This is a genomic window from Sphingomonas sp. Leaf231 (assembly GCF_001421995.1).
Lineage (GTDB): Bacteria > Pseudomonadota > Alphaproteobacteria > Sphingomonadales > Sphingomonadaceae > Sphingomonas.
Genome location: NZ_LMLS01000002.1, coordinates 991,278 through 1,014,937 on the forward strand (window position 1 = coordinate 991,278; position 23,660 = coordinate 1,014,937).

The following is a 23,660-nucleotide window of genomic DNA, read 5'->3' on the forward strand; positions in this document are numbered from 1 at the left end:
CTCCATAGAGGACAAAAGCCGGCACCAGCTCGGGGGTTGTCGTGCCTTAGCTTGACTTTTTCCAGAATGTTCCTCATATGTTCTTCTACATTGACGGGGCGGGGCAGAATGATCGAGACATCTGGCGGCAAGCAATCGAGCGCTTTTTCATGGTGGCTGCGAACCGGCAAGCTGCCACCCGCGCTTAGCCCTGACGGTCTCGAACTTAAATTCAATCCGTGGCACGATCCAGACGACGGCCGGTTCACCTTTGCCGCCGCGGGACGCCGTTATGGTGTTATCAGGACTGATTCAGGTAGCAGTGAGAAACGTCGAGCTCCAACCAGTTCTGATCGCGCGCCTGTTTTAAGGGATCGTAGCAAGTCGCCGCCTTCGACATTGCCGAAGGCGGGAATGTCACGTGCTGAAACGGCGGCGGGAAATATCCGGGGGCCGGTAAAGCGTGCGTTGTCCAAGGTGCAACCCAGGCCCGTCAAGGCATCGCGGCCCGGCAACCAACCTAACCCTGTTACTGAATTCGTCGGTGGCGTTGGCGAGGGACTTTACGACGTCGGTAGAGAAACGGTCGCGAGCGTCCATGCCGCGCTGTCGACGAATCCAGCAACCACCGTTCGTAACATGGGTCTTGGTGTAGCGGGCATGATCGATACCGCGATCGCTGCCGAGGATACGCCCGCTTATATTCAGGTTTCGCGTGCGGCGAGCGCCGTCGCCAACGCCTCGGCGCGGGACATTGGTCGTGCCACGGGGACGGTTGCCGGGAACGTTGCGCTGGCGGCAGCGCCGGGGGCGGCGGTCTCAAAGGCTGCCGCATTGCGCAGACTTCGCATGGCGAGGCCGCGAACGACCTTTGATCCCCCGCAGATCGGCTGGGTGAAAGAGACGGTCAGGTCGCAAAAGCCCTGGAAGGCTTACAACGACGCCGCGACGGGTGCCAGACCTGGTCTGGCGCCGACGTTAATCCGGACGATGGCGGACGGCTCGAAGCGGCCAGTCAAATTCGATGGAATTCTAGGCGATTACGTGATCGACAGGAAGTGGTCTGTCGTTGATAGGCCCCGGGCGCGGGCCCAGATCTTGCGTCAGTCGCAGGCGCTGGCAGAACATCGCCTGATCGGAACTTGGGAGGTCCCAACGCCTCTTCAGAAGGTCAAGGCTCTGAAGCTGCTCAAGAAGATGAACATCACGAACATCTACGTAAAGGTCGTCAAGCCATGATTGCCCTACAGGTCGCGAGCATTATTGCGGAGTATGTGGTGTTCCTAGAACTGACCGACGAGGAGGAGTTGAACCCCGATACCGCCGTGAAGATGATGGAGGCTCTCGGCGGCCATCTCGAAGAACTGGACAAGGGATTTCTTCGCGAACTGGTGGATGCATTTCCGGTTATAGCGGAGGGATATAGTGGCGAGGCGCAGGAGGTGGTGCGCGATATCGCCCATGGCTTTTACCTTGAAGAGGCGCTTGCCGCCGACGATCCCGTGAGACTGGTCGAGTTGGAAGCGTTGCGCGACGCAAGAGATTAAACGGGAAGCAAGCGCCAACCAACGTAAAGGCCGCGTGACATAAGGGTCGATGCCTTTTCATCAGCGATAACTGACCGATATTCTCCAATGATCTGAGTGCCCAGCTTCGTCCCCTGTGGGGCACCATCCTCGTGACATCCCACCTCATAGAAGACAAAGGCCGGCACCAGCGCGCGGGGTTGTCGTGTCGCAGGCTTGACTTTTTGCAGACCGTTCTCTATATGTTCCCGTCGCAATGACGAAGGCGGGACGGCATGATCGGGATCTCTGGCGGCAAGCAATCGAGCGCTTTTTCATGGTGGCTGCGAACCGGCAAGCTGCCGCCTGCGCTCAGTCCTGACGGTCTCGAACTCAAATTCAATCCGTGGCACGATCCGGAGGACGGCCGGTTCACCTTTGCTGGCGCGGGACGCCATTATGGTACGAGCGGGACCGACGCGGTTAGCAGTGAGAAACGCCCGGCTCCGACCAGTTCTGATCGCGCCCCTGTTTTATGGGATCGTAGCAAGTCGAGGACTTCGACATTGCCAAAGGCGGGAACGTCACGTGCTGAAACGGCGGCGGGAGATGGCCAGCGGCCGGTGAGTCGTGCGTCGCCCAAAGTAGAACCCAAGCCCGTTGTGGGATCGCGGCCCGGCAACCAGCCGAACCCTGTCACCGAATTCGTCGGTGGCGTAGGCGAAGGACTTTACGACGTCGGGACAGAAACGGCGGCAGGAGTCCGCGCTGCGCTGACGACGAATCCGGTGACCACCGCTCGCAACGCCGGTCGCGGTATCGCGGGTATGATCGATGCTGCGATCGCTGCCGAGGATACGCCCGCGCGTATCCAGGCTTCGCGTGCGGCAAGCGCTGTCGCCAACGCGTCGGCGCGGGATATCGGTCGTGTAACGGGGACGGTTGCCGGGAACGTTGCGCTGGCGGCAGGGCCGGGGGCGGCGCTCTCGAAGGCGGCCGCATTGCGCCGACTTCGCATGGCGAGGCCGCGCACGACCTATGATCCGCCGCAGATCGGTTGGGTAACGGAGACGACCAAGTCGCAAAAGCCCTGGAAGGCTTACAACGACGCTGCGACGGGTGCCCAGCCCGGTCGGGCGCCGACGTTGATGCGAACTATGGCGGACGGTTCGAAGCGGCCAGTCAAGTTCGACGGCATTCAGGGCGACTACGTGATCGACCGGAAATGGAAGGTGGTCGATGCTCCCCACGCCCGATCCCAGCTCTTGCGACAATCGGAGGTGCTGGCAGAACATCGCCTGATCGGTACGTGGGAGGTTCCTACTCCTGCTCAGAGAGGCAAGGCACTGAAGTTCTTCAAGAAGATGAAAGTCACCAATATCCACGTGAAGGTAGTCAAGCCATGATTGCTATGCAGGTTGCGAGCTTGATCGCGGAATATTATGTGTTCCTAACGTTGACTGATGAAGAGGAGCTCAATCTTGACACTGCCGTGAAGATGAGTGAATCTCTCGCCGACCATCTGGAAGAGATGGACAAAGTATTTCTTCGCGAGCTAGTGAATGCCTTTCCGATTATAGCGGAGGGATACAGTGGCGAAGCGCAGGAGGTTGTGCGCAACATCGCCCGCAGCTTGTATCTTGAAGAGGCACTGGCAGCTGACGATCCCGTCAAACTGGCCGAGTTGGAAGCGCTGCGCGACGCGAGGGACTGAGCGCCGGCTGGAGTTTCAAAACAGCGTGATCATGGCCTCGTCCATCTCTATCACCGGCGACTGATCAAAATTTTCCAATGATCTGAGTGCCCAGCTTTGGCCTCTGTGGGGCACCACCCCCCTCCCAGATGCGTCACACGCCAGGGAAGATGGCGAGATCATCCGCCTGTTGCGTTTGTCTGGTACAGACGGCTGCCATCGTGCGACCGGTGCATCCTATAGTTCGTTCTTGACCTGGGCATGACCCAGCAGCGCGAACAGGCCGGTGCCGCCGATGATGTTTCCCGCCAGCGCCGGCAAAAGGAATCCGGTGGCTACCCAGCCTGCGGTCACGTCGCCATGCCAGAGCAGCACGAATGCCTCGGCGGCGCCTGCGATCACATGCGCGAACCCGCACAGCGAGATCGCATAGGTTACCGCGACGACCACCATGAAGCCGCTGCCCTCGATCGCCGAGCGTATCCACGCGATCGACGCGATGAGGAAGCCGGCCGGGATCGCCTGTAACAGCGTGTCCATCACGCCGCGCTCGACCAGTTTGTGCGATACCACAACCATCGCGTCGAGTAATTCCGGCGACTGGACGTGCCCGACCACGACCAATGCCGCGATCGCCGCCGCGCCGATCAGGTTAGCCACGAACACCGTCACCCACAGGCGCGCAAGGCGCAGCATGCCGCGCATCGTCGGGTGTTGGGCTACCGGCAGCACCGCCACCGCGGTATGTTCGGTGAAGAGCTGGAGCCGTCCGAGGATGACGATCAGGAAACCGAACGGATAGCCCAGGGCCACGACCATTTCCGACCAGCCCGCCTCAGGCAGGTAGAGGTGGAGCGCGCCACTGACCCACACGGAGGCCATGATGGCGATGCCTGCCGCGACGCCGGACCAGAATAGCGACGATATCGGTCGCTCCAGTTCGTCTTCGCCCTGTTCGACGACCGCGGCGTGGACGACGCGTGCGGTGGGGGCGCTTCGTTCCTCGGCCTCGTGTGCCTCGTCCGCGCGTTCTTCGGCGTCCATCTCGTTCCCCTGTTCCAGGCGGATCAACGCATGGATGCGGCAGCCGTCGCCTTGGGTCGATGCGGAAAGTTCGGTATGTCGCGGGTGGTGATCGACGGCGCCGGGGGCGATCTCGTTCGTGTCGGCGACGCCTGGCGTCCGCACGGTCGCGTGGAGAGCTTTATGGACGCGGGCTCCGACGCCGCACCACGCATGCACGAAGGCCGCGGGATCGCTCCCGCGGCCTTTATCGCCGTGGATGGCGATCGTCAGACGAAGCGGAGCGCCGTCTTCCGGCGCAGCGCGATGCCCATCACGCCGAAGCCGAGGACCATCATCGCCCAGGTGGCGGGTTCGGGAACCGCCGCCGCCGCCTTGACCTGGAAGTTGGCGCTGATCTGGCCCTTGGTGCCCAGATCGATCGACACATTGTCCACCGCGCCGTCGAAAGCGCCGCCCCAGCCACTGCCGATACCGATCTCCAGCCCGTTAATCACCGTACCCGCGCCCAGTGCATAGGTCTTGCGCCCGGTCGATCCGGTGTAGACCGAACCGTCGAGGTAGCTGGCGAGCGACTTGTCATAAACCTGGGCGTCGGTGGTCCCGCCGGTGGGGAAGCTGCCGATGTAATTGGCGGTACGCTGATAGAAATAGTCGCCGGTCAACGTCGCGGTCTGCCAGCTGTCGGTGGTGACCGTGCCAACGCTGTTGTAGACGCCTTCCCAGATGAGAAGCCCGCTTTTGCCCTCGGCGTTGGTGAACGAGAAGCGCAGCGCCGGCAGAAAGTGGCCGGCGACGGTTGAGGTCGACGAGCGATAATAGTCGAACGAGATCGCGCCGTTCGCGATGTCGGCAAGCGTCACGTTCTTGCCGGCGAGGCTGTAGGCAAAGTCCGCCTTGCCGGAGTTGGCCGGCGTCTTGAGCTGCAACGACCCGTTCTGTCCCGCCCCTGGCGGCGTGTAGGTGTCGTTGATCACCGCCGTCCCGCCGCCGGCGAGGTTCGCAGACTTCCACCCTTGCAGGTTGCCCGGAGTCACTTCCGCTGCATGAGCGGCAAACGGCGTGAGCGCCACGATCAGCGGCGCTACCCAATATTTCGACATTCGATCCCCCCAAATCTTGTTCGGTCGCGGGACGAGTTGCCCGACCGCGACCGACTTCTTTGTTAACAACAAGTTAACGGCGGCAAAGCTGAGCATTTTTACAGCTGTGCCATATCGGGAATGGGGGGGCGGGCGCAGGTTTCTGCCATGGTCCTGGATGTCGCAGCAGCGGGCAGGCGCGCTGCCGTCCGCCCGACCGACCCCTGCCGATGGCGAGGCCTAGGCCTACCCCTTCATCAGCCCCGCCGCACGCAGGGCGTCGGTGATGGCGGTCGCAGGATCGAACCGGGCCGGCGCGCGTGGTTCGCCGATAGTGGGTGCCGGGCGGGTGCCGCCTGGCAGCGGCGGGGCGACAGCGGGAACGATGCCCCAGAAGGCGGCGATGCGGTAGGTGGAGGAGATGCCCGCGTCGATCATATGCGCGGCAGGCGTGCCGCACGCCTCGTCACCGGAGGTGGCGAGCGGCGTGCCATGTCCCATGCCGGCGACGGCATATTCCTCCACCACGGCGCGACCGGCCGCGTCGCGCCATGTGCGGCGGGTGTGGCCATCGACCCGTTCCGCCGCGTCGGACGTGGTGACACCGTGGACGCCGCGCCATTGCTCCACGATCAGAGCGGCGTTCGAGGCAGCGACGGTGGCATCCGCCGTGCCGTGCCAGATCGACACCGTGGGCCATGCACCGCGATGCGCGGACGCTGCCCGTACCTTCACGCTGAGCGTCGCGCGATCGTGGCCGTTGCCGCGCATCCGCTCCAGCGCCTGCGGCACCCCTGCGGCCGTCCCGAAGGGAAGGCCGGCGATGATCGCACCGCTGGCGAACAATTCGGGGTAGCAAGCCAGCATCGCCGCGGTCATCGCGCCGCCGGCCGACAGCCCGGTGACGAAGATGCGGGTCGGATCGAGCCGATGTCGCTGCACGGCGGCGAGGATCATCTCGCGGATCGATGCCGCTTCCCCGCCGCCGCGCCGCGTATCCTCCGCCGAGAACCAGTTGAAGCAGAGATTTGGGTTGTTCGCGCGCTGCTGCTCCGGGAACAACACCGCGAAGCCGAAGCGGTCGGCGAGCGACGACCAGCCGGAGCCATGATCGTAGCCCGCCGCCGTCTGCGTGCACCCATGCAGGACGACGACGAGCGGCGCACCCGGCGCCAGATCGGCGGGAATGTGCAGGAACGCCTTGAGCGCCCCCGGATTCTGCCCGACGTCCTCCATCGGCGTGAGTCGATCGTCGCGCCCACCTGTCTGGGCGGCAGGAGCCATGTTCTTGAGCCGGGCAATCGTTTCGGAAATCGAGCGCATGATGATGCTCCTTGCCGACAGTGAGGAGCGTCGAACCGACGATGCGACTGCCACGCACGCCGACGTTGTGCGGTGCAGCATAACTGGTGCCTGCAAGACGATAGCGCAAGGATGCGGTTTGGAGCGCGCCGTCGCGGAGATCCGACGATGCAGTCGGGCTCATGCATGAAGCGGACTCGTTCGGACCACCTGGAGATCATGCAGATGGCATGTCGCCGGTCAGCGAAAAGGGGCGCCCTTCACAGGACGCCCCCTCGTCTCGATCTGCCGAGCGGAACGGGATCACCCGCTCCGACGGGGATCAGATGCCGTTGCCGAGGTTCGTGTCGGCATCGTTGGTGCGCATATCATCGGCCTTCTTCTCGCCGGTCTCGCGCACCGCGTCCGCCTTGTTCTCAAGCTGGTCTTCTGCGGTGTCGTTGCTGACGTCGTCCGCCGCATCCTCGAGATTGTCCGCGACGGCATCGGCGTTCGCCTCGATATTGTCGGCGGCCTGCTCGCGCGGGCTAGAGTTGCAGGCGCTCAATGCCGCCGTACCGGCCAACAATGCGATCGCGAAAATCTTCTTCATGAAAACCCCTTTTGGCTGGAAGCATTACCCAGGCGCGTAGAAGTGCTGCCGTCGTCGAATTGTTCCGAACGGCCGGGAAGAGAGGCGAGGTCGGGCCGGCCGCCATCCCTGCGGCGGGCGGCCGGGTTCCCGGCGAAGGGGGCGGATCGCCCGGCCAGCCGGTCGCGCGGAAAGGACCGCAATACGGGTAAGGGGCAGGGGACTATTCAAGCGGTGTCACCAGACCCTAGACTCCGATCGCATTGACTGTTCCGACGCAGCATGGATAAGTTCGGCCACAATATAAGTGGGTTGGGGAGAGATATGCGCGAAGCTCATGCGCGCGGTGCGCCGGTAATCGATCGTCGCGATGCGCTGGCCGGCATGGTTGCCGCGTTCGGCGCGACCGTGTTCGCCCCATTGGCCCGCGCCGCAGCCTATGAACCCAATCCGGCGATCAACACCGGGGCGCCTGCCAAGGTGTTCACGCCGGCGCAGCGTGCGCTGGTGGCGGCGCTGAGCGAGCGCGTGGTGCCCACCACCGACACGCCGGGTGCGATCGCGGCGGGCGTCCCCGCCTATATCGAACACATGCTCGGCGACTGGGCGATCGACGACGAGCGCGCAGTCATCCTGGGCGGCCTCGCCACGATCGACGCGCGCAGCATGACCGATTATCGCACCCCCGCCGTCAAGGCGACGCCGGCGCAACAGGACGCACTGCTGACGCTGGCGATGACGGGCGGGTTGGCGGACGCCGCCGAGTTCTTCCCGGCGTTCAAGCAACTCGTGCTCACCGGCTATTACACGTCAGAAGTCGGGATCACGCAGGAGCGGCATTACCTGCCGGTGCCGGGCGATTACGACGGCGCGTATCCCTACGCCAAGGTCAAGCGCATCTTCTCGTCCTGAGCGGGCGGGCGGATCGCACCGCCCGGCCACTTTCCCCGAACATCCATCCCGCGGGCTTCGCACATCATGACAGCAACTGATCGCTTCGACGCAATCGTCATCGGCTCCGGCGTGAGCGGCGGCTGGGCCGCCAAGGAACTGACCGAAAAGGGATTGCGCGTCCTGATGGTCGACCGGGGCCGCATGGTCGAGCATGGCGAGGATTATCCGTTCGACGGCAAATCCGCCTATGACATTCCGGCGCGCGACAAGATGCCTGCGGCCCTGGCGAAGAGTGACTATTTCGCGCTGAACGGCTGGGTATCGCCGGCGACGCAGCCGTTCTTCATCAACGATCGGCTGAATCCGTATGACTATGACGCCCCCAACAAGTTCAACTGGGTGCGGCCGTCGGTAGTCGGCGGCAAGTCGCTGACATGGGGGCGATGGAGCTTCCGCTGGGCGCCGAACGACTTCGAGGCGAACCGGCGGGAGGGCGTCGGCACACCGTGGCCGATCGGCTACGAAGATGTCGCCCCCTGGTACAGCTATGTCGAGAAGTACATCGGCGTATCGGGCGGGAAGGAGAATCTGGACTATCTTCCCGATAGCGAGTTCATGCCGCCGTTCCCGATGAACGTCGCCGAGACGTGGCTGAAGGAGCGGCTGGAGAATGAATTTCCCGGGCGCAAGCTGATCAACGCCCGGCTGAGCAACATCACCGAGGACAAGCCGGAGCAGAATCGCTCGCGTTGCCAGAAGCGGTCGCAATGTTCGCGCGGGTGCAGCTTCGGCGCGTATTTCTCGACGCAGGCCGTGACGCTGCCGGCGGCGCGGGCGACCGGGCGGCTGACGCTGCGGTCAGACACATGGGTGACCAATCTCGAATACGATCCGGCGCGCAAGCGCGTGACCGGGGTGCGGATGGTCGATGCGAAGACCGGGCGCGCCGAAGTGGTCCAGGCGCGGATGGTATTCCTGTGCGCGTCGGCGATGAGTTCGCTCCACGTGCTGCTCAACTCGCGTCCGGCGGACAGCGAGCGCAGCTGGTTCCATTCGAACGGCGCGCTGGGCAGCGCGGTCATGGATCACATCTTTCGGGTCGGGGTGTCGGGCGACATCCCCGGCATGACCGATCTGGTCGAATATGGCCGGCGCCCCGGCGGGGTCTATGTCCCGCGGTTCCGCAACCTTGCCGCGGAGGAACTGCCCTTCAAGCGCGGCTATGGCTATCAGGGGCAGGCGAGTCGCCAGCCCGCCGTCGTCGACGGGTTCGGCGCGGCGATGAAGCACGGCATGCGCGAATACGGGCCATGGCGCTTCTCGATGGGAGCGTTCGGCGAGTGCCTGCCGTACGACGACAATCGCGTCATGCTGAACTTCGCCAAGACCGATCGCTTCGGAACGCCGCTGCTCCGTTTCGACGTGACGTTCCGCGACAACGAGATCCGGATGATGGACGACGCGCTGGAGCAGGGGCAGCTGATGCTGCGCCGCGCCGGGCTGACCAATGTCACGGGCGGTCGCGGCAAGCATGTCCCCGGCGAGGCGATCCACGAAATGGGCGGCGCGCGGATGGGGCGCGATCCGGGCACGTCGGTGCTCAACGGCTGGAACCAGGCGCATGATGCGCCGAACCTGTTCGTCACCGACGGCGCGCAGATGGCGTCGGTATCGTGCGTCAACCCGTCGCTGACCTTCATGGCGATGACCGCGCGCGCGGCGGATCACGCGGTCAAGCAGATGAAGGCGGGCGTGATCTGATCGCCGCCGGCGGCGGTCAGGCCAGCGTGCGGGCGTAGAAGGCGAGGGTGAGCGCCATGGACTGGAGAAACAGCGCCGGATCGTAACGCGGCCCTTCGTCGCGGAGGAAGGCGTGCTGCGCGTTCCATTCATGCCATTCGTACGCCGCGCCGACTTCCTCCAGCCGGTCGCGGATCGCCGCGCGACCGGTAAGCGGGACGTGCGGGTCCTGCCGCCCCCAGACGAACATCAGCTCCGCCCGCATGTCCGGCAGGCGCGCCAGCGTGTCGTCGCGCCGCCCTTCTCCGAGCGTGCCCGAATGGATGTCGGTGGGATAGAAACACGCCGCGGCGCGGACGCGCGGGTCGAGTGCGGCACGCGCGGCGAGATGGCCGCCGAGACAGACGCCGAACGTCGCCAGACGGCCATTGCACGCCGGATGTGCCGCAAGTGCGCCGAGCGCGGCATGCGCATCGGCATCGAAGGCCGCGACCGGCTTGGTGATCTTCAGCGCGTTGCCGCGTGCGGTCCCCTCCGCGTCATAGGCGAGGATTGTGCCGGCCGCTTCGTATTCGTGATAGACTTCGGGCACCGCAACGACATGGCCGTTGCCGGCGATCATCGCCGCGAGGCGGCGGATCGGCGCGGTGACCTGATAGATTTCGGAAAACAGCAGCACGCCGGGGAATTCCCCGTCGGCAGCGGGGCGAAAGACATGCATCCGCATCGTGCCGCCCGCCGGCACGTCGATATCGAGAACCTCGTCGCTGCGCAGGATCATGCCGTCGCCTCCATCGTTGCGGTCAGCCGCCCCCTTAGGGACGAAGTCGACGGCTGGCGACCGCAGGCCTTTTTGCAACACTGCCTTATTCGTTAAGGATGCTGTGTTAGCCTCCTATCATGACAAAGCCGACCTACAAGATCGAGCCGGACGTGCGGGGAGAGTTCCTCCGGCTGACGTTGACCGGTGACTGGGGCGCAGAGATCGCCGCGCGCTTCGCGGACGATGTCGCGGCGACGTTGCAACGGATGTTGAAAAGCGGCTTGCGTCACGGCCATCTGCGAACGTTGATCGATATGCGGGAAAAGAACGTCCTTCCGCAGGAGGTGGCGAACCACTTCGCGCGAATGGTGCGGCCCGATTCGCCGTCGCGCAAGATCGCGCTGATCGTATCGGGCCCGCTGCATCGCCTTCAGACCAAGCGCATCGCCGATCACCGCCACGCCGTTTTCGGGGACGAGGCAACGGCGCTGGCGTGGCTGTACGCGGAGGATACGGCCGAACGCCCGCGCTGACGCGATCAGCCCGCGCGCCCGGTGTCCGGCGTACTGCCCGCCGCCGAATGGTCGAGGCGGGCGACCAGCGCATCGAAGGGCATCGGGCGATCGATGAAATAGCCTTGCGCATAGTCGCAGCCGACCGCGCGGAGGAAGGCCAGATTGGCGGCATCCTCGATCCCTTCGGCCACCACCTTCAACCCCAGCGCATGCGCGAGATCGATCGTCGAGCGCACCAGCTTGGCGTCGTTTTCCCGTTCGTGCGCGTATTGGACGAAGCTGCGGTCGATCTTCAATTCGCTAAGCGGCAGTTCGCGCAGGTAGCTGAGCGTCGACTGGCCGGTGCCGTAATCGTCCATCGAGATCGCGACGCCGCGCGCGCGGAAATGATGCAGCGTGGCGGTGGCGGTCAGCGGATCGGACATGGCGGCAGACTCGGTCACCTCGAAGATCAGCGCGCTGGGCGGGACCGGCGCGGTATCGAGCATCCGGTCGACCGCGGCGATGAAGGCCGGGGCGTCGAGCAGCTTGGCGGAGATGTTGACCGCGGCGGTTACGCGATGCCCGGCGGCGCGCCACCGTGCGGCGTCCGCGATCACCTGTGCCATGACGTAGAGTGTCAGCGGCTCGATGCGGTCGGTCTGCTCGGCCAGCGGGACGAATGCGCCCGGCGACACGAACCCGCGCTCCGGGTGCCGCCAGCGCACCAGCGCCTCGACGCTGCCGATCCGGTCGGTCGCCAGCGCCAGTTTGGGCTGGTAATGGACCTCGATCTGCCCGTCGAGGATCGCGGCGTCCAGCTCGCCCATCAGCGATACCGCATGTTCCAGCCGGTCGCGGTCGAGCGCGGCGCGGCGCCAGAACACGCCCGCCGCCGCCGCTTCCCCTGCGGCCAGCGCGGCGGCGTGCATGTCGCCATCCTCCGCGATGCCGAGCGCGACGGCGACGTCGACCTTGCGCCCCATGATCTCGACCGGCTGGAGCAGCAACGTGCGCATGGTCGCCAACATGTCCTCGACGATTTCGTGCGTCGGCAGATGCAGCGCAAGCTGGTGGCTGCCCACGCGGTAGACCGCGTCATGCGCGCTGCACAGGCGCAGCCGCTCCGCAGTCCGGACGATCGCCTGCGCGACCTGCATGTTGTCGAGCAGCGCCGACAGTTCCTCCAGGTTGGTGAGCTGGAGCACCGCGGCGATGCCGGTCGCGGGGTCGGTGCGTGCCGCGAGCGCGCGCTGGTTGGGCAGGCCGGTCGCTTCATCCCGCAGCCGGCCGTCGCGAAAGCGGCGCACGATGTCGCGCGCCACGGTGAGCATCCCTGCGGCGGCGATCATCAGCAGGCCGAGCCCGAGCGGGTAATGCGCCGCAAGGCCGCGCTGCACCGAAAGAATGACGATGGTCATCGCGACCATCGCGGCCACGAAACACGCCCCGGCGAAATCGCGGCGGCGCGCCCGCACGATCGGCACGCACAGCGCCAGCGCCAGCGCGAACGAAGCCAGCGGCGCACCGCGGACGGGTATGCCGCGCAACAGGGTCTCGGCACCCAGCGCCTGAATGGTCACGCCGGGCAGCACGCCGCGCAGCGGCGCGGGGTAACGGTCGCCCATCTCGATCGCGGTGGCCCCGATCAGGATGTTGCGCCCTTTGACCAGTGCGGGATCGAACGCGCCGCGTTCCACCGCGACGAAGCTGAGCCGCGGGATCGTGGCAGGGTCGATAGCGAAATCGACGGGGTAATCGGCGTCCGCGACCCCTGCGCGCGCGGCAATATACGCCGATAGCGACGGGCGCGGGGTGCCGGCGGTGATCGTCGCCATCGGCAATGCGCGGACCAGCCCGTCGACGTCGGGCGAGAAACTGACCGAGGCGAGGCTGGCATGCGCGCGGAACGCCGCGAGCGGCAGCGCATCGAGGTTGCGGCGATCGCCCGCGCCCGCCTGCTGCCCGAACGTGGGGAGGGTGACCAGTCCACCGGCGCGTTTCAGCGCGGCGGCGAAGGCGCGGTCGTCGGCCGGATCGGACGCGCTGGAGAAATCGACGTCGAAGACGATCGTCGCCGCTCCTGCGGCGCGCAGCCGGTCGACCACCGTGGCATAATGGTGACGTGGCCACGGCCAGCGGCGAATCTCCGCCACGCTGCGCGCGTCCATCTCGACGATCGCCACCCGGCCACTGGCGGCGTGCGACTGGACCGCGAAGCGGAGCGGCTCCAGCGAGCGCCTGATCGGACCACCGACGCCGGGCAGCATCGCGACCATGCCGACAAGGGCGGCGGCGGCGAGGATCAGCGCGTTGCTGGACGTGCGCATCAGAAGGCGCGCGCCACGCGCAACGAGATGCGCGGGCGGCGATCGCCGGTGTCGAACCGTTCGGGGCCGAGCGGCAGTGCGACCTCCGTCATCCAGTCGAACCGGCCGGTGCCGATGCGGAGGCCGATGCCGGCCGAGGCGAGGCTGCCCCCGCCGAACCCGCCGCGCCAGTTCCCGACCACGCCACCATCGGCAAAGGCATAGACTTGCCCGCGATCGACGACGCTGCCGGAAATGCGGCCGGTGTCGACGCGCAGTTCGAACGAGCCCATCACCCCGTTGTCGCCGGTTCGTTCCGCATAATCATAGCCGCGACCGAAGGCAGGACCGCCAAGGCCGATCTCGGCGGCGGCCAGCAGCGGCCGCGACGACACCTGCCCTGCGCTGGCGATCACCACGCTGAACGGCTTGCCGATCGTGGCCGTCCAGTCGACCATGTAGGTACCGGCGACGAACCGCGCATCGCCATCGAAGCGCGAGGCGAGCAACGAGCCTTCGCGCGTGCCGCCGCCGACCGGCAGCCCGGCAAGCGTCGCGACCTCGCCACGCAGCAGGCCGCCGCCCAGCGTCGCGCTGCCGCCCAGCGTGCCGGTAAGCGTGGCGATGCGATCGCGGCGTAGGCGGCGACGCGCCAGATCCTGGTCGGTGCCCAGCGCGCGCAGCTCGGCGGTCGCCCACAGGCTGCGCGCGCGGGTACGGAGCAACGGATATTGCAGCGCGATCGCCGCGTCGGCGCTGCGCCCGCGCACGTCGAGCGTGCGCAGAATGCCGCCGGGACGCGTGCGCGCCAGCGAACCCGAGGCCGAGAGCACCGCGCCATCGCTGCCCAACGCCGCGCCGTAGCGCGCGCGCAGAAACGTGAATTCGGTTGGCTGGAGCGGCGTCTGTGAGACGATCAGCGACAGTTCGTCGCCGTCCTGCGCCAGATCACGCACGCTGGCGAGCGCGGTGGAGCGAACCGGGCCGACTTCCTTGCTGCCGCGATTGTCGAGCTGGACATAACCCGACGCACGATCATGCTCGATCGTCACCAGCAGGATGCCGAAGCCGTCCTGCCGCACCAGCCGGCTGTCGACGATCCGCACGCCGGGCACGTCGCCGGCCAGCGACAATGCGCGCTCCAGCTGTTGCCGTCGCACGGGCGCGCCGGTCGCCAGCGCGCGGGCGAGCAATCGGTCCGCGGTGGCGCTGCGCGCGCCGATCACGCGGACGGCGTCGATCCGGCCGAGGTCGAGCGCGATGCGCAGGATGCCGTCGCGCAGGCGCTGCGCCGGCACCTGCGCGGTGGCGAAGGGGTAGCCCTGCGCGCGTGCGACCGCCGCAATCGAACCGGCGAGTGCGGCGACGTCGTCACGGCTGAGTTCCTGTCCGGCCACGTCGGCGATCGGGGTGGCGAACACCTCCGCGCCAAGCGGGCCGCGCCCCTCCACGATCACCGCGCGCACGATGCCGGTGATGCGCGCGTGATCTTGCGCGGTAGGGGCGGCGCGTGTCGGCGGCGCGGGCGTGCCGGTGTCGGGTACGATCGGCGTCGGCAACGTCCGTTCGATCAATCGCGGATCGGCGCGGTCGAGCGCGGTCTGCGCTGCGGCATTCTGCGACATCAGCGCGAGCAGTACCGACCAATTTACCTTGCGCGCCATGCCGTCCCAACTCGCCCCATCACGGACGGCGGGTAGCCGCGAAGAGGTTGTGAATTGGTTTAGGCTTCCACGTCAGCACCTTACGACATCGTAAACCATGCATGGTGAGAGGTTCTCAACCGTCCACCGGCCATGCGGGACGGAAGTGATCGGGGGCATATGGCCCGCGGTACGGGAGATCGTCATGCGCCGCGCCCTGTTCGTCTTTCTGGCGGCAACCTGCTCCGTCCCGGCGCTGGCCGCGCCCGCCGGCTGGACGATCAGCGAGGCTGCAGGCACGGTCACGATCGCGCGCTCGGGGGTCAGCACGGTCGCCACGCGCGGGATGGCGGTGGCGGCGGGCGATGTCGTCACCACCGCGGCCGGGGGGCGTGCGGTGCTGGTGCGCGGGTCCGAGTTCATGATGGTCGCACCGTCGTCGCGGCTGCGGCTGCCCGCCGAAGCACAACCCGCCGGGGTGACGCGCGTCGTCGAGGAGTTCGGCAACATCGTCTTCATGATCAAAAAGAAGATGACCCCGCATTTCGAGGTGAAGACGCCGTATCTGGCCGCCGTCGTGAAGGGCACGACCTTTTCGGTCGGTGTGTCCGATCAGGGAACGGCGGTGCAGGTGCTGGAGGGCGCGGTCGACGTTGCCACCCTGGATGGCGGCGCGCACGATCTCGTGACGCCGGGCGCGGTGGCGATGGTGTCGGCTTCGAACCGCATGCGCATGACGATCGAGGACAATGGCGTGTCGCGGGTGATCGATTCGCCCGCCGCCGCCACGGTCGACCCGGCCGCGCCGCCCGCCGCCGCTCCCCAGGCGCCCGCCGAAGAACCCGCAGCGGAAGTCCCGGCGGGGGAAGCGACGCAGCCGGCGGCGGCCGCACCGTCGGTGCCGGCGTCCGTCGTTGATGCTCCGGCGAGCATCGTCGTGGCGAGTGGCGCGCCGACGCTGACGGAGGCGGTATATGCGCCATCGGCGTCGCTGTCGGCGGTGACCGGCGGGCTGGTGTCCGGAACGATCGGCGGCGAGGTCGGCGGGGTCGCAGCGGCGACGCGCATCGCCACCGAAGCGGCGACGACCACGACGCGGGTCGTGGAAACGGCCTCGGTCATCGTCGCGCAACAATCGATGTCGCTGGCGGCGGCGGAAGCGGCCGAGAAGACCGGCGCCGACGCGGTCGCCGCGACGCAGGCGAGCGCCGAGGCGGAGCGGACCAGCGCAAGCGCGACCGCCGCCGCTGCCACCGCCGCGGAGGAAGCGGCGCGTGCTCGAACCGAGCAGGAGCAAAGCGCAGCGGCGCGCGCTGCCGCCGCGACCGCAGCCGACAACGCCGCCCGGATCGCCGCCGTCGCTGCCGAGCAAGCCGCGCAGGCGGAGGTCGAGCGGCTGGCGAGGGCAGGCGCGCAGGCGCAGGCGGAGGCCGAGGCCAGCTTGGCGGCCAGGGCCGCGCAGGACATGGCCGCCGCCACTGCGCAGGCGAATGCCGAACAGGCGGCGCAAGCCAGGGCGCAGGCCGATGCCACGCTGGCGCGCGACAGCGAGGCGCGACTGGCGGCAGAGGCCGCCGCGAGTGCCGGCGACGCACTGGCCGTGCAGCAGGCGCAGCGGGTTGCGGCCGATGCGGCCGCGCGCAACGCGGCGGAAGCGGCGGCGACGTCGGCGGCCGAGATGGAGCGGAACGGCGCCGCCGCGCGGCAGGCGGTGGCCGCGTTGCTGGCGCGCGCGCAAGCGCTTGCCGCCGACACGGCGGCGCGGATCGCCGAGGCGGCGCGCGAGGCGCAAGCTGCGGCCGAGGCGCAGAACACGCTGATGGCGCATCAGGCGGTGCAGGCCGCCACGCAGGTCGCAGCGCGACAGGCGAGCGAAACCGCTGCACGACTGGCCGCCGAGGCGCTGGCGAACAATGACCCGGCCAGTCATGCCGCCGCCGATCAGGCCGCGCGCGAGGCGGCGCGCGCCGCCGATGACGCGGCACGTGCCGCCGAGCAGGCCGACAGGGCCGGGCGCGACAAGGCAGCGCGCGACGCCGCGAAGCTGATCGCCGATCAGACCGCGAGCGCGGCGCGCGAAAGCGAACGCGCCGCGAGGGAAATGTCCGACAAGGAAAGCGACAAGGCGGCCAAGGAAGCGGACAAGGCCGCCAGGGAAGCCGCAAAGGCGGCGGAGGCAGTCACCAAGGCGGCTGAGGAGGCGGCACGTGCGGCGGAGCGCGCCGAACAGGCCGCGCGCGACAAGGCGGCGCGCGATGCCGCAAAGCTGGCGGCCGAGCAGGTCGCCGCCGCCGCGCGCGAAAGCGAGCGGGTCGGCAAGGACGCGGCCGACAAGGCCGCCGCCGCCGCCCGCGAAGCCGAGCGCGCCGCCCAGGAGGCGGCCAAGGCAGCGGAGCGCGCCACGAAGGCCGCGGAGGAAGCGACGAAGGCGAATGCCGACAAGGCAGCGCGCGAGGCGGAAAAGCTTCTGCACGATCAGGCCGCGGCCAAGGCGGCGCAGGAGGCAGAACTAGCGACCAAGGAGGCTGCGCGCGCATCCGAGGCGAAGGCTGCGCGCGATGCGGAGCAGGCTGCCAAGGCCGCGGAACGGACGGCTGCGAAGGCGGCGGAGGATGCCGCCAAAGCGCAGGCGGAGGCCGCGGCGAAGGCAGACAAGGAGGCCAAGGACGTGTTGAAGGGCGCTACCAAGGCAGTCGAGCAGGTGGTTCAAGGCGCCGGCAGGCAGGTCGAGGAAACCGCCAAGAAGCTGATCAACCTGCTCAAGCCGTAGCGATCCCAAGGCCGCCCGTCGGTCGCGCCGGCTGGGCGATCCGCGCGACGCAAACGCCGTGCGCTCAGCCGAACCTGCGCGTCACCTGGTCGATCGGAACATCGTGCAACCGTCGGAAGCGCGCTTCGATCAGGCTGAACATTCCGAAGCCCAGCAGGCCCGCGCCGACGATCAGATCGAACGGATGCGTCAGCCATCCCAGCACGCGGGCCATGCCGCCGGTGCCGCCTGCCTGTTCCTCGATGCCGGCGTTGAAAAGCAGCCAGCCGCTGATGAGGAAGACGATCCCGCGTGCGGCGTAGCCGGCCCGACCGCTCCATCGCACCCACGGATGACGGGCGATGCGGGGATCGAGATAGCGAAGGAACGACCCCTTCGCCGCCTTGACGAGCTGCACGATCCCGAGCGCGAGCAGCACCACCGCCGCGATCATCACGAGCGCCCAGCCACCGGGCAGGCGCAGCGCCACCTGCGCACCCTCACGCGTGCCATCGCCGGAAAGCGCCGCGCCGCGCATCAGCCCGACCGCCTGCCACGCGAGCGCCAGATGGACGACGCCGCTGACGCCCGCCCCCACGCGTTCGGCCCAGCCTTTTCGGTCGTCACCATGCCGTTCGATGTCGAGCGCGGCATCCGCCAGTCGCCAGATACCGTAAGCCACCAAGCCGAGGGTCATGACCCCCAGCAGGATCTGGCCGCCGCCCTGACCGAGGAATTCCAGCGCCCCGCTGGGATCTTCCGCCCGCCCGGTCCGCAGGATCAGCGCGGCGATGACGATGTAGAGCAGGCCACGCGTGGCAAAGCCGACCCGTGTCAGGAAGGTCAGGCGGGCATTGGTTTTCATGCAGGTTCCTCCGATTGAACGAGAAACCCGGTGTTCGCCCGGTCGTTCCAACGCTGTAATGAACGAACGGCGGCCACTGATGGCCGATGCGCCTCGCCTGATGGTGATAGGGCGGGCACGATGCCATACACGCCGCGGGTGAAAAGCGGGATCGTGACGGCTGAAAGCACAACGGCCCCGCGATCGCTCGCGAGGCCGTTGGAAAATCTGGTGGACGCACTTGGGCTCGAACCAAGGACCCGCTGATTAAGAGTCAGCTGCTCTACCAACTGAGCTATGCGTCCATTGATCGGCGGGAGAAGCCGTTCCGAAGAACCGCCCCGCGATCGGGAAGCGCGCCTCTAACAGCGCTTCGCGGATTCGCAAACCCTTTTTTTGACTTTTTACCAGCGCGTGCGCTGGCGCAGCGAGATCGAGCGATCGATGCCCATCAGGATGCCGAGCGAAATCAACACCGTCATCTGCGCCGAGCCGCCGAAACTGACCAACGGCAGCGGGATGCCGACGACGGGAGCAAGGCCCATGACCATCATCAGGTTGATCGCCATGTAGAAGAAGATCGTGGTCGCCAGCCCCGCGGCGGCCAGTTTGGCGAAGCGATCCTCGGCGCGCACGCCGACGTTCACGCCCCAGCGGATCACCAGCAGGAAGCCGATGATCAGGAACGCACCACCCGCCAGGCCCCATTCCTCCGCCATCGTCGCGAAGACGAAATCGGTGTGCCCCTCGGGCAGGTAATCGAGATGGCTTTGCGTGCCTTGCAGGAAACCCTTGCCGAACAGCCCGCCCGATCCGATCGCGATCTTCGACTGGCTGATGTGATAGCCGGTGCCCAGCGGATCGCTTTCGGGGTCCATGAAGATCAGGACGCGGTGCCGCTGGTAATCGTGGAGAAGGTAGGTGACCGCCAGCGGAATGGCGATCGCCGCGCTGAGCGCACCTCCGACGAATAGCCGCAACGGGATACCGGCGAGGAACATCACCGTCGCCCCGCCCGCGCAGATCATCAGTCCGGTGCCCAGATCGGGCTGCATCATGACGATCAGCGCGGGCATGCCGATCAGCACCGCGGCCGGCCAGATCGCCTGGAAACGCCGGGTCTCTGCCGCGGGCAGCATGTCGTAGAAGCGCGCGACCGCCAGCACGATCGCCACCTTCATCAATTCCGACGGCTGGATGCGGATCGGCCCGAAGCCAAGCCATCGCTGGCTGCCGCCGCGCACCGCGCCGAGCAGTTCGACCATGACCAGCAGGATCAGGAAGGTGCCGTAGATCCAGAAGGCCGAACGTTTCCACCAGTCGAGCGGCACCCGCGACAGCGCGACGGCACCCATCATGAACACGGCAAAGCGCAGCCCTTGCGGGATGACCCATGGCCGGATGCTGCCCCCCGCCGCCGAATAGAGCACGACCAGCCCGAAGCCGCCGATCGCGGTGACCAGCAACAATACGCGCCACGGCAGCGCGACGAGCGGGGCGGGGACGAAGCCGCTCATCGCGGGCCGGCTTCGCGGTCGCGCGGCGCGGCGCGGCGCTCCGCTTCGGTTTCCGGTTCGGGCGAGCCGGTGCGCGCCGGGCCGTTGCCGGCCACGACGTCGCGTGCCGCAGCTTCGGCGGCGGCGTTCGAGGCGTCGGTCGCCGCCGCGACCGCGGGCGAGGCGGAGGCGGGGGTGTCGTCCTGATCCGGCACCACAGGCGGTGCGGGCGTATGCGCCGCGCGGAAGGCCGCGCGCTGCGTCGCCAGTCGCGTGGTGATGTCGCCGCCCCAGGTCGGCTCGACCTCCGCCAGGCTCTTCATCGCGCGGTCGCGATCGAACAGATAGGTCATGATGTCGCGTCCGATCAACGGCGTGTCGAGATTGCGGATGGTGTGGCCGTTATGTTCCAGCACCACCGCCGCGGCATAGCGCGGATTGTCGTAGGGGGCGAAGCAGACGAACAGGGCATGGTCGCGCAGCTTGAACGGCAGCTGCCCGTTCTTGAGCACGCCCGAGCGCCGCTCCGCCATGGTGATGCGGCGCACCTGCGCCGTGCCGGTCTTGGCGGCCAGCCCGATCCCGGGCACCAGCATCCGCGCCGCGCCGCCGGTGCCACCGCCATTGACGACGCCGTTCATCGCCTCGCGGATCAGGCGGAAATGTTCGGGATCCATCGGCAGCGGCTCGGCGCGCGGCTTGAACGGATCGCGGATCAATGTCGGCACCAACGCGCGCCCGGACGCCAGACGGCTGGCCATCACCGCGAGTTGAAGCGGATTGGACAGGACGTAACCCTGGCCGATCGAGGCGTTCAGCGCATCCGCGACCTTCCAGTCGGTGTGATACTTTCGCTGTTTCCACGCGCTGTCGGGGACGGTGCCATAACGCTGCGTGGCGAACGGCAGGTCGAACTTCTGGCCCAGCCCCAGCGCCCGCGCGACGGGGGCGATCCGGTCGTAACCGACCCGGCGCACCATTTCGTAAAAGTAGATGTCGCAGCTCTGCATGATCGCGTTCTTGAGATCGAGCGGGCCATGGCCGCCGCGCTTGTGGCAGTGGAACACGCCATTGCCGACCCGCATCGCGCCCGAGCAGAACACCCGCTCGTCCGCGCCGACCCCGGCGGCGAGCAGCGCCAGCCCGTTCATCGGCTTCACGGTCGATCCCGGCGGATACAGGCCCTGCGTCACCTTGTTCATCAGGGGGACGTGATCGTCCTCGCTCAGCATCTTCCATTCGAGCTGGCTGATGCCTTCGGAAAAAGTGTTGGGATCGTAGGCCGGCATCGACACCATCGCCAGCATCTCGCCGTTCTGGCAGTCGAAGACCACCGCCGAGCCGGAATTGGTGCCAAGCCGCCGCGCGGCATATTCCTGAAGCCCGGCGTCGATGGTCAGGCGCAGCGTGCGTCCGGGCACGTCAGGCCGGGTGGCGAGTTCGCGCACCAGTTTGCCGCGCGCGGTGACCTCGACCCGCTTGGCGCCGGGCGTGCCGCGCAGCAGCGGCTCCATCGTCTTTTCCAGCCCATCCTTGCCCAGCTTGAATCCCGGCGTGACGTAGAGCGGATCGCGTGTCTTCTTGTATTGTTCGGCGGTGGCGGCACCGACGTAGCCGATCAGATGCGCCACCGCCGCGCCGCCGGGATAGTGGCGGGCGAAGCCGCGGGTCGGCTGGACGCCTGGCAATTCGGGTTGACGAACCTGCACCGCGGCGAACCGGTCCCAGTCGATGTTCTCTGCGATCTCGACCGGGCGGAAACCGGGGGCATGTTCCAGTTCGGCCCGGATGCGCACCAGGTCCTCTTCGGTGAGCGACAACAGGCCGCGCAGCCGCTCCAGCACGCGGTCGGGATCTTCCAGCCGATCGGGGATGACATCGACGCGAAAGTCGGTGCGGTTGCTGGCGATCGGCTGCCCGTGACGATCGACGATCCAGCCGCGGCGCGGCGGGATCATCGTCATGCTGACGCGGTTGCTTTCCGCCAGCAGATTGTAATGTTCGTTTTGCGCGATCGCCAGATAGCCCATCCGCCCGATCAGCAGCCCGCCCAGCCCGAACTGCCCGGCACCCAGCAGCCAGGCGCGGCGCGAGAAGCTGTAGCTTTGCGCGGCCTCGGTCATGATGCGTGGCGCACGCGGCCTCATAATGCGCGCCGCAGGTCGATCCACGCGACCAGTCGCGCCGTGGCGGGGAAGACGAGGATCGAGATCACGATCTGGATCGCTAGAACGGTATCGACATGCGCGCCGAGGGGCGTTGCGACCAGCCGCCCACCAACCAGCGCCAGCGAGATCGCCAGCGCGGCGGTCGCCCAGCTTTGCAGGAAATCACGCACGCCCGAGCGAGCGTCGATCGCGTCGATCAGGAAATAGGCCAGCGTCCACAGCAACATCGCGCTGCCTATCGGTTGCCCCGACAACAGATCGTCGAACAGGCCGAGCAGCGCCGGCGCCCAGACGCGCAGCGACAGCGGCGCCAGCGACCGCCACGACAACAGGATCAGCAACCCGACCGGGGGCAGCAGCGGGAGTGTCGCGCCCCACGGCAGGATCGTGACCAGCGAGCCGGCCATCACCGTCACCCACGGCAACAGCCGCGCCCGCCCGGGGGTCAGCGGTTCGTCGAACGGCGAGCGGGCGGGGAGGGTCACGACGGCGGTGCGGGCGTCGGAGCCGGCGACGGGGTTGGGGTCGGCATGGGGGCAGGTGGCGGTGCGGGCATGAACGCACGATGGACGATCGCGAAATCGAGCACGTCGGGGCGTGCGAACGGCCGCGCCGGTGCACTGTCGGTGCCGTGGCGCAACACCTGCGCGACGGGCACGCCGGGGATGAACATGCCGCCGGTGCCCGACGTGACGAAGATATCGCCGGGCCGGAACTGACCGTCGGCGGTATCGATCGTGCGGATGTCGATCAGTCCGTCGCCGCGACCGGCGGCCAGCGCCGGGCGTCCGTCACGCGAACGGCGCACGGGCACGACGCTTTCGGCATCGGTGACCAGCAGCACGCGCGCGGTATTGGGGCCGGCGTAGAGGATGCGGCCGATCAGTCCTTCGGGGCCGCTGACGGGCTGGCCGTCGGTCACCCCCTGCCAGCTGCCGGCGTTGAGCAGGCCGAAGCGCCGGGTGCTCGATGCACTGGTGCTGACGATCCGTGCCGCGGCGACCACATCCTGTCGGCGGTCGCGAATCTGGAGCAGCGTACGCAGACGGGCGTTTTCCACGCGCGCCTGCCGGCCGACCAGCAACGCGCCGCGCGCCCGCGCCAGACGCGCGCGGAGTTCGGCGTTCTCGTCATGGACACGCCACCATGTCCCGATCGTCTCGGGCACGGCAGCAACCGCGCGAACCACCACGCCGCCAGCAGAGGAGAGCGGGGCGGTCGCCTCCGCCAATGCGGCGCGTGCCATGGCAAAGGCGGCCGGATTGAAGGTCGACAGCGCAAGCAGCACCGCCCCTACCACGGCCCCGGCGATGCCGAGGACGTAGGTGACGAACAATCCATATTGGGCGCGCCGCGAAAAGCCGGGCCGCCGATCCCGCGACGGCGCCATTGCCGTCACCTCCCG

The 23,660-nt window shown here is 67.4% G+C and carries 20 protein-coding genes and 1 tRNA gene; 8 read left to right on the forward strand and 13 right to left on the reverse strand.

The features are described from left to right. The first annotated feature begins 108 nt into the window (after nt 1-108). The 4 genes from ASE95_RS17670 (at nt 109) to ASE95_RS10885 (ending at nt 3,198) form a co-directional block, all read left to right on the forward strand. Nucleotides 109-1,218, forward strand: a complete 1,110-nt coding sequence (locus ASE95_RS17670; RefSeq protein ID WP_156347979.1) for a hypothetical protein — start codon at nt 109-111, stop codon at nt 1,216-1,218. Continuing rightward, on the forward strand, nt 1,215-1,526 hold the full coding sequence (locus ASE95_RS10875) for a hypothetical protein (protein WP_056635528.1): 312 nt from the start codon (nt 1,215-1,217) through the stop codon (nt 1,524-1,526). The genes ASE95_RS17670 and ASE95_RS10875 overlap by 4 nt, the downstream gene beginning before the upstream one ends. Nucleotides 1,527-1,780: 254 nt before the next feature. Next, complete coding sequence (locus ASE95_RS10880) at nt 1,781-2,890, forward strand: hypothetical protein (RefSeq protein WP_156347980.1); 1,110 nt, start codon at nt 1,781-1,783, stop codon at nt 2,888-2,890. Next, nucleotides 2,887-3,198, forward strand: coding sequence for a hypothetical protein (locus ASE95_RS10885; protein WP_056635534.1), 312 nt, complete (start codon nt 2,887-2,889; stop codon nt 3,196-3,198). The genes ASE95_RS10880 and ASE95_RS10885 overlap by 4 nt, the downstream gene beginning before the upstream one ends. A 216-nt stretch (nt 3,199-3,414) precedes the next feature. On the opposite strand, the gene ASE95_RS10890 is transcribed toward ASE95_RS10885, so the two are convergent. The 4 genes from ASE95_RS10890 to ASE95_RS10905 form a co-directional block, all read right to left on the reverse strand. Beyond that, a complete protein-coding gene (locus ASE95_RS10890) occupies nt 3,415-4,365 on the reverse strand; it encodes a formate/nitrite transporter family protein (RefSeq protein ID WP_235528268.1) in 951 nt (316 codons plus the stop codon). Between the two features lie 104 nt (nt 4,366-4,469). Then, entirely contained in the window at nt 4,470-5,303 is an 834-nt protein-coding gene (locus ASE95_RS18295; protein WP_056635537.1) for a PEPxxWA-CTERM sorting domain-containing protein, read from the reverse strand. Between the two features lie 225 nt (nt 5,304-5,528). Continuing rightward, nucleotides 5,529-6,605 carry an extracellular catalytic domain type 1 short-chain-length polyhydroxyalkanoate depolymerase gene (locus tag ASE95_RS10900; protein ID WP_056635541.1) on the reverse strand — a complete coding sequence of 359 codons (1,077 nt, stop codon included), beginning with the start codon at nt 6,603-6,605 and terminating at the stop codon, nt 5,529-5,531. Nucleotides 6,606-6,906: 301 nt separating this feature from the next. Further along, nucleotides 6,907-7,176: a hypothetical protein gene (locus ASE95_RS10905; protein WP_056635543.1), complete on the reverse strand. Its 270-nt coding sequence runs from the start codon at nt 7,174-7,176 to the stop codon at nt 6,907-6,909. Nucleotides 7,177-7,479: 303 nt separating this feature from the next. Between ASE95_RS10905 and ASE95_RS10910 the strand changes: the two genes are divergently transcribed. Further along, entirely contained in the window at nt 7,480-8,067 is a 588-nt protein-coding gene (locus tag ASE95_RS10910) for a gluconate 2-dehydrogenase subunit 3 family protein (RefSeq protein ID WP_056635546.1), read from the forward strand. A gap of 66 nt (nt 8,068-8,133) precedes the next feature. After that, nucleotides 8,134-9,810, forward strand: a complete 1,677-nt coding sequence (locus tag ASE95_RS10915; protein WP_056635549.1) for a GMC oxidoreductase — start codon at nt 8,134-8,136, stop codon at nt 9,808-9,810. 16 nt (nt 9,811-9,826) lie between these two features. Here the strand turns inward: ASE95_RS10915 and ASE95_RS10920 are convergent, their stop codons facing one another. After that, nucleotides 9,827-10,570 carry a dienelactone hydrolase family protein gene (locus ASE95_RS10920; RefSeq protein ID WP_056635554.1) on the reverse strand — a complete coding sequence of 248 codons (744 nt, stop codon included), beginning with the start codon at nt 10,568-10,570 and terminating at the stop codon, nt 9,827-9,829. A gap of 119 nt (nt 10,571-10,689) precedes the next feature. On the opposite strand from ASE95_RS10920, the gene ASE95_RS10925 reads away from it, so the two are divergent. Further along, nucleotides 10,690-11,085, forward strand: a complete 396-nt coding sequence (locus tag ASE95_RS10925; RefSeq protein WP_056635557.1) for a hypothetical protein — start codon at nt 10,690-10,692, stop codon at nt 11,083-11,085. 5 nt (nt 11,086-11,090) lie between these two features. On the opposite strand, the gene ASE95_RS10930 is transcribed toward ASE95_RS10925, so the two are convergent. Continuing rightward, entirely contained in the window at nt 11,091-13,376 is a 2,286-nt protein-coding gene (locus tag ASE95_RS10930) for a putative bifunctional diguanylate cyclase/phosphodiesterase (protein WP_056635560.1), read from the reverse strand. Further along, a complete protein-coding gene (locus tag ASE95_RS10935; protein WP_235528269.1) occupies nt 13,376-15,019 on the reverse strand; it encodes a ShlB/FhaC/HecB family hemolysin secretion/activation protein in 1,644 nt (547 codons plus the stop codon). Before ASE95_RS10935 ends, ASE95_RS10930 begins: the two co-directional genes overlap by 1 nt. A gap of 184 nt (nt 15,020-15,203) precedes the next feature. Between ASE95_RS10935 and ASE95_RS17680 the strand changes: the two genes are divergently transcribed. Next, nucleotides 15,204-17,768 (forward strand): FecR family protein, encoded by a 2,565-nt coding sequence (locus ASE95_RS17680; protein ID WP_056635564.1) that lies wholly within the window; start codon nt 15,204-15,206, stop codon nt 17,766-17,768. Between the two features lie 64 nt (nt 17,769-17,832). Here the strand turns inward: ASE95_RS17680 and ASE95_RS10945 are convergent, their stop codons facing one another. From ASE95_RS10945 to mreC, 6 genes are all read right to left on the reverse strand, one after another. Then, nucleotides 17,833-18,612 carry a DUF1206 domain-containing protein gene (locus ASE95_RS10945; RefSeq protein ID WP_056635569.1) on the reverse strand — a complete coding sequence of 260 codons (780 nt, stop codon included), beginning with the start codon at nt 18,610-18,612 and terminating at the stop codon, nt 17,833-17,835. Between the two features lie 208 nt (nt 18,613-18,820). Beyond that, nucleotides 18,821-18,896: transfer RNA gene (locus tag ASE95_RS10950), tRNA-Lys, on the reverse strand. 99 nt (nt 18,897-18,995) lie between these two features. Beyond that, on the reverse strand, nt 18,996-20,108 hold the full coding sequence (gene rodA, locus ASE95_RS10955; RefSeq protein ID WP_056635572.1) for a rod shape-determining protein RodA: 1,113 nt from the start codon (nt 20,106-20,108) through the stop codon (nt 18,996-18,998). After that, complete coding sequence (gene mrdA / locus ASE95_RS10960) at nt 20,105-22,234, reverse strand: penicillin-binding protein 2 (RefSeq protein ID WP_056635575.1); 2,130 nt, start codon at nt 22,232-22,234, stop codon at nt 20,105-20,107. Before mrdA ends, rodA begins: the two co-directional genes overlap by 4 nt. Further along, nucleotides 22,231-22,740, reverse strand: a complete 510-nt coding sequence (locus tag ASE95_RS10965; protein ID WP_056635577.1) for a rod shape-determining protein MreD — start codon at nt 22,738-22,740, stop codon at nt 22,231-22,233. Before ASE95_RS10965 ends, mrdA begins: the two co-directional genes overlap by 4 nt. Beyond that, a complete protein-coding gene (mreC, locus tag ASE95_RS10970) occupies nt 22,737-23,645 on the reverse strand; it encodes a rod shape-determining protein MreC (RefSeq protein ID WP_056635581.1) in 909 nt (302 codons plus the stop codon). The genes ASE95_RS10965 and mreC overlap by 4 nt, the downstream gene beginning before the upstream one ends. Nucleotides 23,646-23,660: the final 15 nt, after the last annotated feature.

What these genes read in the sequence shown, in the direction of transcription:
- ASE95_RS10900 (WP_056635541.1), bottom strand. Translation starts at nt 6,605, where the DNA reads ATGCGCTCGATTTCCGAAACGATTGCCCGGCTCAAGAACATGGCTCCT.
- ASE95_RS10880 (WP_156347980.1), top strand. Translation starts at nt 1,781, where the DNA reads ATGATCGGGATCTCTGGCGGCAAGCAATCGAGCGCTTTTTCATGGTGG.
- ASE95_RS10885 (WP_056635534.1), top strand. Translation starts at nt 2,887, where the DNA reads ATGATTGCTATGCAGGTTGCGAGCTTGATCGCGGAATATTATGTGTTC.
- mrdA (WP_056635575.1), bottom strand. Translation starts at nt 22,234, where the DNA reads ATGAGGCCGCGTGCGCCACGCATCATGACCGAGGCCGCGCAAAGCTAC.
- ASE95_RS10930 (WP_056635560.1), bottom strand. Translation starts at nt 13,376, where the DNA reads ATGCGCACGTCCAGCAACGCGCTGATCCTCGCCGCCGCCGCCCTTGTC.
- ASE95_RS10915 (WP_056635549.1), top strand. Translation starts at nt 8,134, where the DNA reads ATGACAGCAACTGATCGCTTCGACGCAATCGTCATCGGCTCCGGCGTG.
- rodA (WP_056635572.1), bottom strand. Translation starts at nt 20,108, where the DNA reads ATGAGCGGCTTCGTCCCCGCCCCGCTCGTCGCGCTGCCGTGGCGCGTA.
- ASE95_RS10905 (WP_056635543.1), bottom strand. Translation starts at nt 7,176, where the DNA reads ATGAAGAAGATTTTCGCGATCGCATTGTTGGCCGGTACGGCGGCATTG.
- ASE95_RS10935 (WP_235528269.1), bottom strand. Translation starts at nt 15,019, where the DNA reads ATGGCGCGCAAGGTAAATTGGTCGGTACTGCTCGCGCTGATGTCGCAG.
- ASE95_RS10925 (WP_056635557.1), top strand. Translation starts at nt 10,690, where the DNA reads ATGACAAAGCCGACCTACAAGATCGAGCCGGACGTGCGGGGAGAGTTC.
- ASE95_RS17680 (WP_056635564.1), top strand. Translation starts at nt 15,204, where the DNA reads ATGCGCCGCGCCCTGTTCGTCTTTCTGGCGGCAACCTGCTCCGTCCCG.
- ASE95_RS10945 (WP_056635569.1), bottom strand. Translation starts at nt 18,612, where the DNA reads ATGAAAACCAATGCCCGCCTGACCTTCCTGACACGGGTCGGCTTTGCC.
- ASE95_RS17670 (WP_156347979.1), top strand. Translation starts at nt 109, where the DNA reads ATGATCGAGACATCTGGCGGCAAGCAATCGAGCGCTTTTTCATGGTGG.
- ASE95_RS10910 (WP_056635546.1), top strand. Translation starts at nt 7,480, where the DNA reads ATGCGCGAAGCTCATGCGCGCGGTGCGCCGGTAATCGATCGTCGCGAT.
- ASE95_RS18295 (WP_056635537.1), bottom strand. Translation starts at nt 5,303, where the DNA reads ATGTCGAAATATTGGGTAGCGCCGCTGATCGTGGCGCTCACGCCGTTT.
- mreC (WP_056635581.1), bottom strand. Translation starts at nt 23,645, where the DNA reads ATGGCGCCGTCGCGGGATCGGCGGCCCGGCTTTTCGCGGCGCGCCCAA.
- ASE95_RS10920 (WP_056635554.1), bottom strand. Translation starts at nt 10,570, where the DNA reads ATGATCCTGCGCAGCGACGAGGTTCTCGATATCGACGTGCCGGCGGGC.
- ASE95_RS10875 (WP_056635528.1), top strand. Translation starts at nt 1,215, where the DNA reads ATGATTGCCCTACAGGTCGCGAGCATTATTGCGGAGTATGTGGTGTTC.